14 protein-coding genes and 1 pseudogene are annotated in these 14,689 nt (G+C 69.3%); 6 read left to right on the top strand and 9 right to left on the bottom strand.

Features of this window, described 5'->3' with window-relative positions; translation table 11 throughout:
- Nucleotides 1-57 precede the first annotated feature (57 nt).
- The 4 genes from sigM (at nucleotide 58) to trxA (ending at nucleotide 3,210) form a co-directional block, all read left to right on the top strand.
- Entirely contained in the window at nucleotides 58-768 is a 711-nt protein-coding gene (gene sigM / locus ABZ990_RS08255) for an RNA polymerase sigma factor SigM (protein WP_361227178.1), read from the top strand.
- On the top strand, nucleotides 765-1,661 hold the full coding sequence (locus ABZ990_RS08250) for a hypothetical protein (RefSeq protein WP_361227175.1): 897 nt from the start codon (nucleotides 765-767) through the stop codon (nucleotides 1,659-1,661). The genes sigM and ABZ990_RS08250 overlap by 4 nt, the downstream gene beginning before the upstream one ends.
- Nucleotides 1,662-1,861: 200 nt before the next feature.
- The gene (gene trxB, locus ABZ990_RS08245; RefSeq protein ID WP_361227172.1) at nucleotides 1,862-2,827 is read left to right on the top strand and encodes a thioredoxin-disulfide reductase; all 966 of its coding nucleotides are present in this window, start codon (nucleotides 1,862-1,864) and stop codon (nucleotides 2,825-2,827) included.
- A gap of 47 nt (nucleotides 2,828-2,874) precedes the next feature.
- Nucleotides 2,875-3,210: a thioredoxin gene (gene trxA, locus ABZ990_RS08240; protein WP_361227169.1), complete on the top strand. Its 336-nt coding sequence runs from the start codon at nucleotides 2,875-2,877 to the stop codon at nucleotides 3,208-3,210.
- Nucleotides 3,211-3,291: 81 nt separating this feature from the next.
- Here trxA and ABZ990_RS08235 read toward each other — a convergent pair whose 3' ends face one another.
- From ABZ990_RS08235 to rpmH, 9 genes and pseudogenes are all read right to left on the bottom strand, one after another.
- Nucleotides 3,292-3,909, bottom strand: a complete 618-nt coding sequence (locus tag ABZ990_RS08235; protein ID WP_361227166.1) for a GNAT family N-acetyltransferase — start codon at nucleotides 3,907-3,909, stop codon at nucleotides 3,292-3,294.
- A gap of 155 nt (nucleotides 3,910-4,064) precedes the next feature.
- A complete protein-coding gene (locus ABZ990_RS08230; protein WP_361227163.1) occupies nucleotides 4,065-5,153 on the bottom strand; it encodes a ParB/RepB/Spo0J family partition protein in 1,089 nt (362 codons plus the stop codon).
- A complete protein-coding gene (locus ABZ990_RS08225; protein WP_361227160.1) occupies nucleotides 5,150-6,238 on the bottom strand; it encodes a ParA family protein in 1,089 nt (362 codons plus the stop codon). Before ABZ990_RS08225 ends, ABZ990_RS08230 begins: the two co-directional genes overlap by 4 nt.
- A gap of 325 nt (nucleotides 6,239-6,563) precedes the next feature.
- Nucleotides 6,564-7,347: pseudogene (gene rsmG / locus ABZ990_RS08220) on the bottom strand (16S rRNA (guanine(527)-N(7))-methyltransferase RsmG).
- Nucleotides 7,348-7,405: 58 nt separating this feature from the next.
- The gene (locus tag ABZ990_RS08215) at nucleotides 7,406-7,915 is read right to left on the bottom strand and encodes a R3H domain-containing nucleic acid-binding protein (RefSeq protein WP_361227158.1); all 510 of its coding nucleotides are present in this window, start codon (nucleotides 7,913-7,915) and stop codon (nucleotides 7,406-7,408) included.
- A 29-nt stretch (nucleotides 7,916-7,944) separates the two neighbouring features.
- Nucleotides 7,945-9,246, bottom strand: coding sequence for a membrane protein insertase YidC (gene yidC, locus ABZ990_RS08210; RefSeq protein WP_361227155.1), 1,302 nt, complete (start codon nucleotides 9,244-9,246; stop codon nucleotides 7,945-7,947).
- 3 nt (nucleotides 9,247-9,249) lie between these two features.
- On the bottom strand, nucleotides 9,250-9,576 hold the full coding sequence (gene yidD, locus ABZ990_RS08205) for a membrane protein insertion efficiency factor YidD (RefSeq protein WP_361227152.1): 327 nt from the start codon (nucleotides 9,574-9,576) through the stop codon (nucleotides 9,250-9,252).
- Complete coding sequence (gene rnpA, locus ABZ990_RS08200; protein WP_361227149.1) at nucleotides 9,573-9,944, bottom strand: ribonuclease P protein component; 372 nt, start codon at nucleotides 9,942-9,944, stop codon at nucleotides 9,573-9,575. The genes yidD and rnpA overlap by 4 nt, the downstream gene beginning before the upstream one ends.
- Nucleotides 9,945-9,963: 19 nt before the next feature.
- The gene (gene rpmH / locus ABZ990_RS08195) at nucleotides 9,964-10,101 is read right to left on the bottom strand and encodes a 50S ribosomal protein L34 (RefSeq protein WP_015659252.1); all 138 of its coding nucleotides are present in this window, start codon (nucleotides 10,099-10,101) and stop codon (nucleotides 9,964-9,966) included.
- 383 nt (nucleotides 10,102-10,484) lie between these two features.
- Between rpmH and dnaA the strand changes: the two genes are divergently transcribed.
- Nucleotides 10,485-12,326, top strand: a complete 1,842-nt coding sequence (dnaA, locus tag ABZ990_RS08190) for a chromosomal replication initiator protein DnaA (RefSeq protein ID WP_361227146.1) — start codon at nucleotides 10,485-10,487, stop codon at nucleotides 12,324-12,326.
- Nucleotides 12,327-13,493: 1,167 nt separating this feature from the next.
- Nucleotides 13,494-14,624 carry a DNA polymerase III subunit beta gene (gene dnaN / locus ABZ990_RS08185; RefSeq protein ID WP_361227143.1) on the top strand — a complete coding sequence of 377 codons (1,131 nt, stop codon included), beginning with the start codon at nucleotides 13,494-13,496 and terminating at the stop codon, nucleotides 14,622-14,624.
- Nucleotides 14,625-14,689: the final 65 nt, after the last annotated feature.

Genomic DNA, 14,689 nt, shown 5'->3' with positions numbered 1-14,689 from the left:
TCCCCGGATGTTGCACCAGCGTGAATACGGGTAATGCCACTGATCGAGGAGGGGGACGTGGCATCAGAGGCCGTCGAATCCGGCTCCCCGAGCGATCAGGATCTGCTCGCCGGCCATGTGGCCGGTGATCCCGACGCCTTCGGGGAGCTTGTGCGGCGCCATCGCGACCGGCTGTGGGCGGTGGCGCTCCGGACGCTCGGCGACCGCGAGGAGGCCGCCGACGCCGTCCAGGACGCCCTGGTGTCGGCGTTCCGGGCCGCCCACACCTTCCGGGGCCAGTCGGCCGTCACGACCTGGCTGCACCGGATCACCGTGAACGCCTGCCTCGACCGGGCCCGCAAGGCGGCCTCGCGCCGGACGTCCCCCGTGGACGACACGGCCCGCTTCGAGCAGCTCCTCGAACCTCATGAATCGGCCGAGGCGCCCGCCGAGCGGCAGGATCTGCACCGCCAGCTGCTCGCCGCGCTCGCCACGCTGCCCGCCGAACAACGGGCGGCCCTCGTCCTGGTGGACATGCAGGGATACCCGGTGGCGGAGGCCGCACGGCTGCTCGATGTCCCCACCGGCACCGTGAAGAGCCGATGCGCGCGCGGACGGGCCAAACTTCTGCCGCTCCTCACTCATCTGCGCGGTGACACGGTGGGTAACGAGGGCTCCGATGGGGGAAGGAACCGGACGCCGGGGGCATCCGTCCCAACGGTGCCGGGACCGACATCATCCGGACCGGGCAATCCAGCTGTTGTGAAGGGCGGAGGTGGGCGCGCGTGACTTCCACGGCCGACACGACTCGGCACCCGGACGTCTCGGAGATCTCCGACCTCACCGAGGGTCTGCTGTCCCCTTCCCGGGGAGCGGCCATCCGCGAGCACCTCGACGGATGCTCTCTGTGCACCGATGTCCGGACCGCCCTGGAGGACATCCGGGGACTGCTCGGCACCCTGCCCGGACCGCCGCGGATGCCCTCCGAGATCGCCGGCCGGATCGACGCCGCCCTCGCCGCCGAGGCCCTGCTGAACGCGACCGCGCCGGACGCCGACGCCCATGTTTCACGTGAAACATCGCGCGGCCGCCCCGGTCCCTCCGTCCCGGCCCGTCCTGCGGCCGACCGCCCCTCCCGGCTTCCGTCCGCCGCCACCGGACCCGGTCGCCCCCGCCGGATCCGCCGTCGGACCGCCTTCCTCGGCACCGCCTTCGGCACCGCGGTCCTCGGTCTGGGGCTGTTCTTCCTCCAGTCGAACGACCGGAACGACGAGACGACCGCCGACAGCCCGGCCGACACGACCGTCGCCGCCGGCACCACCCGGTTCGACGGCCGTCCGGTCGCCACCACGGTGCGCACCCTGCTGCACCGGGACGCCGGCTTCAGGGCCTCCCAGGAGGGCGGCGGCGCTCCTGAATCGTTCTCCGCCGAAGCGCGCGGGAAGAGCGAGAAGAGCGCGGCGGCCGACGAGCTGCCCGCCTGTGTGCGGGCCGGCATCCAGCGCACCGACCCGGTCCTCGCCTTCCAGCGCGGCGACTACAGCGGCACGCCCGCCTATCTCGTCGTGCTCCCCGACACCGCGGACAGCACCCGGGTGCACGCTTATGTGATGGACGTCTCCTGCGCCGACGAAGAGAGCGGCAAGGCCACGGTCCTGGCCCAGCTGTCCCTGCCGCGCTAGGCCGTGTCTGACGAATCCCGCCTGGTGCGCGATTCAGGGGCGCCCGGCCACGATCCGCCGGACAAACCCTGACTCATTCCTCGTCGTGCCGAGTGACGGTCTCGGGAATGCCCGCCCCGTAGGATCCGTTGGGTGGGGTGAAGGAAGCAATCCCAGCCGCCGTAGGCAGTAGGCAGTCTGCAGAGACGAGGAACAAACCCGTGAGCGACGTCCGTAACGTGATCATCATCGGCTCCGGGCCCGCGGGATACACCGCTGCGCTCTACACCGCTCGCGCCTCGCTGAAGCCCCTCGTCTTCGAGGGTGCTGTCACCGCCGGTGGCGCGCTGATGAACACGACCGAGGTGGAGAACTTCCCGGGCTTCCGTGACGGCATCATGGGCCCGGACCTCATGGACAACATGCGCGCCCAGGCCGAGCGCTTCGGCGCCGAGCTGGTTCCGGACGACATCGTCTCCGTGGACCTCACGGGCGAGATCAAGACCGTGACGGACACCGCCGGCAACGTGTACCAGGCCAAGGCCGTCATCGTCACGACCGGCTCCCAGCACCGCAAGCTCGGCCTGCCGAACGAGGACACCCTCTCCGGCCGCGGTGTCTCCTGGTGCGCCACCTGTGACGGGTTCTTCTTCAAGGACCAGGACATCGCCGTGGTCGGCGGTGGCGACACCGCGATGGAGGAGGCCACCTTCCTCTCGCGCTTCGCCAAGTCGGTCACGATCGTCCACCGCCGTGACTCGCTGCGCGCCTCGAAGGCGATGCAGGAGCGTGCCTTCGCCGACCCGAAGATCAAGTTCGCCTGGGACAGCGAGGTCGCCGAGATCCACGGTGACCCGAAGCTCAGCGGTCTGACCCTGCGCAACACCAAGACGGGCGAGACCAGCGAGCTCCCGGTGACGGGCCTCTTCATCGCCGTGGGTCACGACCCGCGCACCGAGCTCTTCAAGGGCCAGCTGGACCTGGACGAGGAGGGCTACCTGAAGGTCGAGGCCCCGTCCACCCGCACCAACCTCACCGGTGTCTTCGGTGCGGGCGATGTCGTCGACCACACCTACCGTCAGGCGATCACCGCCGCCGGCACCGGCTGCTCCGCCGCTCTCGACGCCGAGCGCTTCCTGGCCGCCCTCGCCGACAGCGAGAAGCTCGCCGAGACCCCCGCGGTCTGACCCTTTCTTCTCCCCCACCCCACACCCCACGAATGAAGGAGCCTGCCGTGGCCGGCACTCTCAAGAACGTCACCGACGCCAACTTCGAGGAAGAGGTCCTCAAGAGCGGCAAGCCCGTTCTCGTCGACTTCTGGGCGGCCTGGTGCGGCCCGTGCCGTCAGATCGCCCCGTCGCTGGAGGCCATCGCCGCCGAGCACGGTGAGATCGAGATCGTGAAGCTCAACATCGACGAGAACCCGGCCACCGCCGCGAAGTACGGCGTCATGTCGATCCCGACGATGAACGTCTACCAGGGTGGCGAGGTCGTGAAGACGATCGTCGGCGCCAAGCCGAAGGCCGCGCTTGAGCGTGACCTGGCGGACTTCCTCGTCGCGAAGGCCTGACCTTCTCGCTGTTTCACGTGAAACATCGGCGGCCCGCCCCCTTCCGAGGGGGCGGGCCGCCGTCGTTCCGGCCGCCGCACCTCACAGGGGCCGCAGGACCGGCTCCTTCTGTACGGCGCCGAGCAGCCGGTCCAACGCCATCTCGACGTCCTCCTTCCAGGAGAGCGTCGACCTCAGTTCCAGCCGGAGCCGGGGATAGGCCGGGTGCGACCGTACGGTCTTGAAGCCCACGGCCAGCAGATGGTCGGCGGGCAGCACACAGGCCGGCTCCTTCCAGCGGGCGTCCCCGAACGCCTCGATCGCCTTGAACCCGCGCCGCAGCAGATCCTTCGCCACGGTCTGCACCATGACCCGCCCCAGCCCCTGGCCCTGATAGCCCGGCATGATCCAGGCCGTCATCAGCTGCGCGGAATCCGCGGCGACCGGGCTGGTGGGGAAGGCGGTGGAACGGGGCACATACGCCGGAGGCGCGTACAGCACATAGCCGACCGGTACCTCGTCGACATAGACGACCCGTCCGCAGGAACCCCATTCGAGGAGCACCGCGGAGATCCAGGCTTCTTTCTCCAGCTCCGGGCGGCCGGCCTTCACGGCCGCCTCCCCGCTCACCGGGTCGAGCTCCCAGAAGACACAGGAGCGACACCGCTTGGGGAGATCCGGAAGGTTGTCCAGGGTGAGCGGTACGAGCCGACGCCCCACGGCTCCTCCTCGTTTCCCTCGGCCAGCGCCGTACGAATAAGCCTTTCCGCATCGTAACGACGGCCTGTTCGGGGCGATACCGCCGACAGGCAAAGGGCGGGGCGTGATCCGGTGAAGTCCGGATCACGCCCCGCCCTGGGGACGACTGCGGGAACTCAGCCCTGGTCGGCGTTGCCCTGGCCGAGGACACGGCCCTCGCCCGGGGCGAGGGTGGACAGGATCCGGTCCAGGTCGTCCATCGAGGCGAACTCGACGACGATCTTGCCCTTCTCCTTGCCCAGGTCGACCTTCACCCGGGTCTCGAACCGGTCGGAGAGCCGGGTCGCCAGATCCTGCAGAGCCGGCGCGACCCGGCCGCCCGCCCTCGGCTTCCGGGGCTTGACCGGAGCCGAGGGCTCGGAGCCCATCAGCGTCACGATCTCCTCGACATTCCGCACCGAGAGCCCCTCGGCCACGATCCGGTGGGCGAGGTGGTCCTGCGCCGCCGGGTCCTGCACGGCGAGCAGGGCACGGGCATGACCGGCCGAGAGGACCCCGGAGGCGACCCGGTTCTGTACCGGCAGCGAGAGCCTGAGCAGCCGCAGCGTGTTGGTGACCTGCGAACGCGACCGGCCGATCCGGTCGGCCAGCTGGTCATGGGTGCAGTCGAAGTCCTTGAGCAGCTGGTCGTAGGCGGCGGCCTCTTCCAGCGGGTTCAGCTGGGCCCGGTGCAGGTTCTCCAGCAGGGCGTCGAGGAGCAGCTTGTCGTCCTCGGTGGCCCGCACGATCGCCGGGATCCGCTCCAGTCCGGCCTCGCGGCAGGCCCGCCAGCGGCGCTCGCCCATGATGAGCTCGAAGCGCTCGTCGTCCAGCCGGCGCACCACGACGGGCTGGAGCAGACCGACCTCCTTGATGGAGGAGACCAGCTCGGCGAGAGCGTCCTCGTCGAACACCGTGCGCGGCTGGCACGGGTTCGGCGTGATGGAGTCCAGCGGCAGCTCGGCGAAGAACGCACCGGCCGGGGCCTCCGGCAGCGGCGCGGGTCCCGGCTCCGACGACGCGGACTCCACCGGCCGGCCGCTCTCCGGCAGGGTCACCAGCTTCGCCGCAGCCACCCCCCGCTCCGAGCCGAGTGCGGGAAGACCCGCGGGAGACACGGTGGCCCCGGCGGCCCCCGCCCCGACGGCCGACACCTGAGGCTCCGGGGAAGCAGCCGGGATCAGCGCGGCGAGGCCCCGTCCCAACCCCCTACGTCGCTCGCTCACTGCATCCCCTCCGACATTCGCTGGCTGTTCTGGTGGCCCATGGGCGGCTGTCCGCCGTGGGCCTGGGTGGCGTCATAGCGCAGCTCGACGCCACGGAGGGCGATCTCGCGTGCGGCTTCGAGATACGACAGGGCACCGCTGGAGCCCGGGTCGTAGGTGAGGACGGTCTGCCCGTAGCTCGGCGCCTCCGAGATACGCACCGACCTCGGGATGCTGGTGCGCAGGACCTCGTCCCCGAAGTGGGTGCGCACCTCCTCGGCGACCTGCGAGGCGAGCCGGGTACGGCCGTCGTACATGGTGAGCAGGATCGTCGAGACATGCAGGGCCGGGTTGAGGTGCCCTCGCACCAGTTCGACGTTCCGCAGCAGCTGGCCGAGACCCTCCAGCGCGTAGTACTCGCACTGGATGGGGATCAGAACCTCGGCGCCGGCCACCATGGCGTTGACCGTCAGCAGTCCGAGGGAGGGCGGGCAGTCGATCAGGATGTAGTCGAGCGGCTGCTCGTACGCCAGGATCGCGCGCTGGAGCCGGCTCTCCCGGGCCACCAGGGACACCAGCTCGATCTCCGCACCGGCGAGATCGATGGTGGCGGGGGCGCAGAACAGGCCCTCGACATCCAGGACCGGCTGGACGACCTCGGAGAGCGGTCGGCTCTCCACGAGGACGTCGTAGATCGAGGGGACATCGGAGTGGTGGTCGATGCCGAGCGCGGTGGAGGCGTTGCCCTGCGGGTCGAGATCGATGACCAGGACGCGGGCGCCGTGCAGCGCGAGGGACGCGGCCAGATTGACGGTCGTGGTCGTCTTGCCCACGCCGCCCTTCTGGTTGGCGACCACCATCACACGGGTCCGGGCGGGCCGGGGAAGTCCTTCACCGGCCCGGCCCAGGGCCTGGACGGCCAGCTGGGCCGCACGGCCGATGGGGGTGTCGTCCATCGGAGGCGGTGTTTCACGTGAAACATCCGCCCCGACCGATTCGGTTCGGGGACCGGGGACCGGGTCGGTCATCGGTCCCGCAGTGTTGGCGTCGGACCGCAAGGATTCACTCTCCTCGGCTTCAGGCTCGCGATGCACAGAGCCTGTCATGCTTCCGGGGCCGTGAACCAGCGAGGCCCGTGGATCTGTGGATGAATCCACCTCTGTGGACAACTCCGTAACCCTCACGGGGGGCTTCGCCTGAGGTGTGCGATCCCGGGGCGTGGCAACCGCACGGCCACGGCTGATGATCCCTTGCAGCAGTGAGCGACGTTTCACGTGAAACACGATGCACGTGCCACAGGGCCGGGAGCTCTCGACACTCCGACATCAGCAGGTATCGCCGATTGTACGGAGCAGAGCGGGAGGAATGATCACAAGGGTGCGGAAAGCCGCAGGCACACACGTGCCTGCGGCTACGACTGCGGCTGCCGGGTCAGCGGCGACGGCGCGGCCGGCTGGTCCGGGCGGCCTTGGCCCGCTTGGCGGCGAACCGCACACCACCGGGGCTCTCGCCCACCTCGACCCGGACCACCGTGGTCAGCGGGTCGACGATGCCCTCGCCCACATGCAGCACGGATGCCTCCACCACACCCAGCTTGGCGAGCGCGGCACGGGCTCCGACGATCTCCTCCTCGGCGGTGTCGCCCTTGAGGGCCAGCATCTCGCCGTAGGGACGGAGCAGCGGCACGCCCCAGCCGGCCAGCCGGTCGAGGGGGGCCACGGCCCGGGCGGTCACGACATGCACCGGCGGGAGCTTGCCCAGCATCTCCTCGGCCCGGCCGCGGACCACGGTCACATGGTCGAGACCGAGCAGCTCCACGACTTCCTGGAGGAAGTTGGTGCGGCGGAGCAGCGGCTCCAGCAGCGTGATCTTCAGGTCCGGGCGGACCAGGGCCAGCGGGATGCCGGGCAGACCGGCGCCGGAGCCGACGTCGCAGACCGTGACGCCTTCCGGGACGACCTCGGAGAGCACGGCACAGTTCAGCAGATGGCGCTCCCACAGTCGCGGGACTTCCCGCGGGCCGATGAGACCACGCTTGACCCCGGCGTCCGCCAGGAGCTCCGCGTACCGGACCGCCTCCGGGAAGTATTCACCGAAGACCGTCCGCGCCTGCTCCGGCGCCTGGGGAAGCTCCGCTGCCTCCGCTGCCTCCGTCACGGGGAACCGTCCTTCCGTACCGCGCACGTACCGTCCGAGCGCACTGGGTGCTGACTATCAGGCTGACAAAACGCGGCCCCGCCTGCGAACAGACGGGGCCGACACGAAGAGAGGGTTCAGGCGGGGAGCACGACGACGAAGCGCTGCGGCTCCTCGCCCTCGGACTCGCTGCGCAGACCGGCCGCCGCGACCGCGTCGTGCACGACCTTGCGCTCGAACGGGGTCATCGGGTCCAGCTTCACCGGCTCGCCGGTGGACTTGACCTCGCTCGCGGCCTGGGCGCCCAGCTGGGCCAGCTCGGCCCGCTTCTTGGCGCGGAAGCCCGCGATGTCGAGCATCAGACGGCTGCGGTCACCGGTCTCCCGGTGGACGGCGAGCCGCGTCAGCTCCTGAAGGGCCTCCAGCACCTCTCCGTCACGGCCGACCAGCTTCTGCAGGTCACGGCCGTTGGAGTCGCTGATGATCGAGACCGAGGCCCGGTCCGCCTCGACGTCCATGTCGATGTCACCGTCGAGATCGGCGATGTCGAGCAGGCCCTCGAGGTAGTCGGCCGCGATCTCACCCTCCTGCTCCAGGCGGGTCAGGGTGTCGACACCCTCGGCGGCGGAGGTGGTGCCTTCCGTCACGGATGGACTCCTTCTAGCTTCGTGGAGGCTTACTTCTTGGAGGAGGGGTGCTTGGGCCGCTGCTGGCCCTTGCGCTGGCCGGAATTGGCCCGGCTCGGGCGGGCGGGCTTGTCACCCGCGGAGGCGGAACCGGCCTTGGCGCCCTTCTGCGACGCCTGCGGCTTCTTCTCCAGCGAAGGAGCGGCCTGCTCGGCCTGCTCGGCCTGCTCCGTCTGCTCGGGCTGCTCCGCCGTCTGCTGGCCACCCGCCTGCTGACCGCTGCCCGTCTGACGCTGGGACTTGGTCTGGCGCTTGGGCTGCTGGCGCTTGGGAGCGCCTCCCTCGGCCTCGACCGAGACATTGTCGCTCTTGATCACGGTGCCGTCGGCCTGGGCGGCGAAGCCGGACTTGGCCAGACCCGCGAAGAAGCGGCGCTCGTTGTCGTTGCGGTCGGCGCCCTTGGCGACGATCACCTTGACGATGGTCTTCCGACGACGGCCGCGAACCTCACCGTGCTGCGTGACGCTCTTGAGCAGACGCTGCAGGTAGGCGTCCTGGGCCTTGCTGCCCGGGGTCGGGTTCTGGTTGATCACGAACATCTGCTGGCCCATGGTCCACACGTTGGTGGTCAGCCAGTAGACGAGGACACCGACGGGGAAGTTGATGCCCATGCCGGCGAAGATCAGCGGGAAGATGTACATCAGCATCTTCTGCTGCTGCATGTACGGGGTCTTCACCGAGAGGTCGACGTTCTTCATCATCAGCTGGCGCTGGGTGAAGAACTGCGAGGCCGACATCATCACGATCATGATCGCGGTGACGACACGGACGTCGGTCAGCGAGGCGTGGAGCGCCTCGACCTTCTCCGGGCTGTCCATGAACTTGGCGGCCAGCGGCGCGCCGAAGATGTGGGCCTGACGGGCGCTGGCGAGCAGCGGCTCGTCGATGACGCCGATCGTCTTGCCCGAGGCGATCGCGGACAGCACGTGGTACAGCGCGAAGAAGAACGGGGACTGCGCCAGGATGGGAAGGCACGAGGAGAGCGGGTTGGTGCCCGTCTCCTTGTACAGCTTCATCATCTCTTCGGACTGACGCTGCTTGTCGCTCTTGTAGCGCTCCTGGATCGCCTTCATCTTCGGCTGGAGCGCCTGCATGTTCCGCGTCGACTTGATCTGCTTCACGAAGAGCGGGATCAGGCAGATACGGATCAGCACCACCAGGGACACGATGGACAGACCCCAGGCCCAACCGGTGTCAGGGCCGAAGATCGCCCCGTACATGGTGTGGAACTGGACGATCACCCATGAGACAGGTGTGGTGATGAAGCTGAACAGACTGGCAATCGTGTCCACTAATCAGGCTCCTTGAGCATTGGGCGAGGTCTCTGCGGCCGGGCTCGTCTCGGCGGAGAGCCCGCCCTCGTCCCCGCGCAGGGCATGGCGCAGCGTTTCGTGCCAGCGCGGTCGCTTGCGCGGCGGGACATGGTCCACGCCGCCGGGCGACCACGGGTTGCACCGCAGGATGCGCCAGGCGGTCAGGGCAGTGCCCTTGATCGCGCCATGCCGGTCTATGGCCGTGAATCCGTAGTGGGAACACGACGGGTAGTACCGGCAGACAGGGCCCAGGAGCGGGCTGATCGTCCACTGGTACAGCTTGATGAGAGCCAGCAGCGGGTACTTCATCGCGTGCCCCCTCCCAGCAGTCGCTGGAGAGCGGCATCCAGGTCGCGGGCCAGATGTGCGTGGTCGGCGTCGCCGGCTCCGGGCAACGCCCGTACGACCACCAGGCTACCGGGGGGCAGCTCGGTGAGACGGTCGCGCACGAGATGGCGCAGGCGTCGCTTGACCTGGTTGCGGACGACCGCGCCGCCTACTGCCTTGCTCACGACGAAACCCGCACGTGCCGGAGGAGCGCTCTCCCCTGACGCGTGCGGGTCCGTTGTACCGCTGCGTAGATGGACGACGAGGAGCGGGCGTCCTGCCCTGCGCCCTCGTCGTACCGCGATCGCGAAGTCCTCGCGCCGCCTCAGCCGATTCTCGGTAGGCAGCACGTCATGACCTGTGCGCGGATCAGGCGGACAGGCTCGCGCGACCCTTGGCGCGGCGGTTCGCCAGGATGGCGCGGCCGGCACGGGTACGCATGCGCAGGCGGAAGCCGTGGGTCTTCGCGCGACGACGGTTGTTCGGCTGGAAGGTGCGCTTGCTCACTCGGGGGCTCCAGAAATGATTCGTTGGTGGCGGGACATCGCCTGGCTGTCACCGTGCGCCCACGAGTAGCTCGCAATACGCCCGAGTGCACCGCTTCGTGATCACATAGGGTGACCTTTGCCCATCGGAGGCAGGCGGCAGCAGCCATCGACAACTCGACTTGGTTACGGTACGCGCGGCTACGCCATCCGGTCAAACCGGCCGGTCGCAAGGGGCCCTTGTACACAGGCTGTGGACAACGACTTGAACCACGTCAGCCGCCCCGACTACCGTGGCAGAACTCCACAGTCTTTTTCCGTTCTGTCCTTACCTGTCCTGACCGGACTCCCATTGATCGTCCCCGAGAACCACACCTCCGTGGGACCTGCGAGGAAGCGTGCCCCGTGGCTGACGTACCTGCCGATCTTGCCGCAGTGTGGCCGCGTGTCCTCGAACAGCTTCTCGGGGAGGGCCCACAGGCGGTAGAGCCCAAGGACAAGCAGTGGATCGAGCGCTGCCAGCCGCTCGCCCTGGTCGCCGACACCGCGCTGCTCGCGGTCCCCAATGAATACGGCAAGCAGGTCCTGGAGGGCCGGCTCGCGCCGCTGATCAGCGAGGCCCTCAGCCGCGCCTGCGGCCGTCCGATCCGGATCGCGATCACCGTCGACGACTCGGCCGGCGAGCCGACGCCGCCCGCCCCGCCCGGGCCGCAGGCCCCGCAGCCGTATGGGAAATACGACACCTACGAGAAGTCGTACGACTCCTACGACGACTACGGCCGGCCGATGCCCGAGGACGGGCTGCCGACGGCCCGCCCCGCCTATCCCGAGTACCAGCAGCCGCAGCGCCCCGCCCCGGGCGTCTGGCCGCGCGCCCAGGACGACGTCAGCGCCTGGCAGCAGCAGCGGCTCGGCGGTTTCCAGGACCGCGAGCCGGCCGCGGAGCAGTGGCGCGAGCCGTACGGGACGCAGCGCCCGCAGCAGTCCCCGCCGCCGCGCTACGACGAGCGTTCCTCCTACGAGCAGCCGCAGCGCCCCGAGCGGGCCGAGCTGCCGGCGTCGGAGGCACCGGGCCAGGGCCACGGTCCCCGGCAGAATTCCGGCGTCCATGGCGGCCATGGCGGTCCGGGCGGCGGCCCCCAGGGCCGCGGCGGCGCGGGCGGTCACTCCGGCCCGTCGGGCCAGGGCGGCGGGGCCGGCGGTCCCGGCGAGCCGCACGCCCGGCTGAACCCCAAGTACCTCTTCGACACCTTCGTCATCGGTTCCTCGAACCGCTTCGCGCACGCGGCCGCCGTCGCGGTGGCCGAGGCGCCGGCGAAGGCGTACAACCCGCTCTTCATCTACGGCGAGTCCGGGCTCGGCAAGACCCACCTGCTGCACGCCATCGGGCACTACGCCCGCAGCCTCTACCCGGGCACCCGGGTGCGGTACGTGAGCTCCGAGGAGTTCACCAACGAGTTCATCAACTCGATCCGTGACGGCAAGGGCGACGCGTTCCGCAAGCGCTACCGCGACGTGGACATCCTGCTCGTCGACGACATCCAGTTCCTCGCGAGCAAGGAGTCGACGCAGGAGGAGTTCTTCCACACGTTCAACACGCTGCACAACGCCAACAAGCAGATCGTGCTGTCCTCGGACCGGCCGCCCAAGCAGCTGGTGACCCTGGAGGACCGGCTCCGCAACCGCTTCGAGTGGGGCCTGACCACGGATGTGCAGCCGCCCGAGCTGGAGACGCGGATCGCGATCCTGCGCAAGAAGGCCGTCCAGGAGCAGCTGAACGCGCCGCCGGAGGTGCTGGAGTTCATCGCGTCCCGGATCTCGCGGAACATCCGTGAGCTGGAGGGCGCGCTGATCCGGGTGACCGCGTTCGCGAGCCTGAACCGGCAGCCGGTGGACCTCGGGCTCACCGAGATCGTCCTCAAGGACCTCATCCCCGGCGGCGAGGACAGCGCCCCGGAGATCACCGCGAGCGCGATCATGGCGGCGACGGCCGACTACTTCGGGCTGACGGTGGAGGACCTGTGCGGTTCCTCGCGCAGCCGGGTGCTGGTCACCGCCCGTCAGATCGCCATGTACCTGTGCCGTGAGCTCACGGATCTGTCGCTGCCGAAGATCGGCGCGCAGTTCGGTGGCCGGGACCACACCACGGTCATGCACGCGGACCGGAAGATCCGCGCGCTGATGGCCGAGCGGCGCTCCATCTACAACCAGGTCACCGAGCTGACCAACCGCATCAAGAACGGCTGAGCCGCGGCCGACGGGCCGTCGAGACGCCTCGAAGGGCGCCCCGGGACACCTCCTGGGGCGCCTTTCGCGCGTTCCGGGGCTCAAGAGGACTGAAAGGGCGGCCGGAGGGAGCTGAAAGGAGCTGAAGGAGCTGAAAAAGAGGGGCACAAGCGGCGTACGGCGGCCGGAAGAGCAGGGGGAGACGGCGCACGGGCCTGGGAACGGCCACGAGAGGAGCGAGGAGAGCGGCGAGCGACGAGCGACGAGCGGTCGGGTGAACGCCACGCGGTGGACGACTGCCGCCGGCGCGCCCGGGGAAGGCTTCGGGAGACGTACGGAAGCTCCCTCAGCGGGCCCCAGGAGAGCTCCGGAAGGGCTCCGAAAGACCTCCGAAGAGGCTTCGGGAGGGCCGAGCGAGGGCCGAGCGAGGGCTTCGGCGGTCGAGGAGACCGTCTCCGGCGAGCCGAGTCTGTTCGATTAAGCCGCTCCGCTACCCGGTTCTCCACAGATTGAGGGATGATCTTCCGTCCACAGGGTGGGGACTACCGAGTTATCCGGAACGCATCCACAGGCGCCCGCACTGACTGGCCATCACCCCAGCTCAGAGGGGTGTGGAATTGTTGGAAACTTTCATCCACAGCCTGTGGATGAAAGTTTCGTCCACAGGGGGCCCTCGGACTTGTCCACCGGCAACCCACAGGCAGCGGCTCCTTACCCACACCTTCTCCACACCCCTGTCCACTGTTCGGCAACGAAACGCCCGGGCTCACTGCCCCGAGTGAAAGCGGTCACACCGACGGCGACGTTTGGGCTGTGGGGAACGTGGGAAAACCTGGGGACGGAGCTGTGGGGAACAGGGCCCGGCCTGTGCATGGGGTGTGCAGAACTTTCCGGTGTCCACAGCGGACCCCGGTTTTCCACCGGTTCCACCCACAGGGGCAGTGGACAAAATTTGCGGCCTGACCTGCATGGATGGCGTTATCCACGGTTTCCACAGGCCCTACTACTACTCCCACCCATAGTTAGCTCGGAATCCGTTTTGAAGCGGGGCCTGTGCACAACTCGATGCCGGGACCCCGACCTCCTCTTGTCGCGACTTGACCCCGAGCCGCACCGAGTGTCGGCGGCGTACGTCAGACTGGATCCCGCAGTCGACGAAGAGCCAGCAACAAGCAGGAGGCGGTTCCGGTGAAGATCCGGGTGGAGCGCGATGTACTCGCGGAGGCGGTGGCGTGGGTGGCCCGCAGCCTTCCGGCCCGTCCGCCGGCGCCCGTACTCGCGGGCCTTCTGCTGAAGGCCGAGAACGGCGCGCTGAGCTTCTCGAGCTTCGACTACGAGGTCTCCGCCCGCGTCTCCGTCGAGGCGGAGGTCGAGGAGGACGGCACCGTCCTGGTCTCCGGCCGCCTGCTCGCCGACATCTGCCGCGCCCTGCCCAACCGCCCGGTGGAGATCTCCACCGACGGTGTGCGCGCGACCGTGGTCTGCGGCTCCTCCCGCTTCACCCTCCACACCCTGCCCGTGGAGGAGTACCCGGCGCTGCCGGAGATGCCGACCGCGACCGGCACCGTCCCCGGCGAGATCTTCGCCGCGGCCGCCGCCCAGGTCGCCATCGCCGCCGGCCGTGACGACACGCTCCCGGTGCTCACCGGTGTGCGCATCGAGATCGAGGGCGACACGGTCACCCTGGCCTCCACCGACCGCTACCGCTTCGCCGTCCGCGAGTTCCTGTGGAAGCCGGAGTCCCCGGACGCCTCCGCCGTCGCGCTGGTGCCCGCGAAGACCCTGCTGGACACCGCCAAGGCGCTGACCAGCGGTGACACGGTCACCCTGGCGCTCTCCGGCTCCGGCAAGGGCGAGGGCCTGATCGGTTTCGAGGGCGCGGGCCGCCGTACCACCACCCGCCTGCTCGAGGGCGACCTGCCGAAGTACCGGACGCTCTTCCCCACCGAGTTCAACTCGGTCGCGGTGATCGAGACCGCCCCGTTCGTCGAGGCCGTCAAGCGTGTCGCCCTGGTGGCCGAGCGCAACACCCCGGTCCGGCTCAGCTTCGAGCAGGGCGTGCTCATCCTGGAGGCCGGCTCCAGCGACGACGCACAGGCTGTGGAGCGGGTCGACGCGCAGCTGGACGGCGACGACATCTCGATCGCCTTCAACCCGACCTTCCTCCTGGACGGTCTGAGCGCGATCGACTCCCCGGTCGCCCAGCTCTCCTTCACGACCTCCACCAAGCCGGCCCTGCTCAGCGGCCGTCCGGCGGTCGACGCGGAGGCGGACGAGACGTACAAGTACCTGATCATGCCGGTGCGCCTGAGCGGCTGACCGGCCGGCGGGGCCCGCCCACGGCGAGGCCCCGCGATACCCCCGGGCGGAGCCCCGGGGGAAGG

The organism is Streptomyces sp. NPDC046203 (assembly GCF_040646255.1).
Lineage (GTDB): Bacteria > Actinomycetota > Actinomycetes > Streptomycetales > Streptomycetaceae > Streptomyces.
The sequence above is the reverse complement of the archived record's forward strand: the minus strand, read 5'-3'. Positions and strand labels throughout refer to the sequence as shown.

What these genes read in the sequence shown, in the direction of transcription:
- ABZ990_RS08225 (WP_361227160.1), bottom strand. Translation starts at nt 6,238, where the DNA reads ATGACAGGCTCTGTGCATCGCGAGCCTGAAGCCGAGGAGAGTGAATCC.
- yidD (WP_361227152.1), bottom strand. Translation starts at nt 9,576, where the DNA reads ATGAAGTACCCGCTGCTGGCTCTCATCAAGCTGTACCAGTGGACGATC.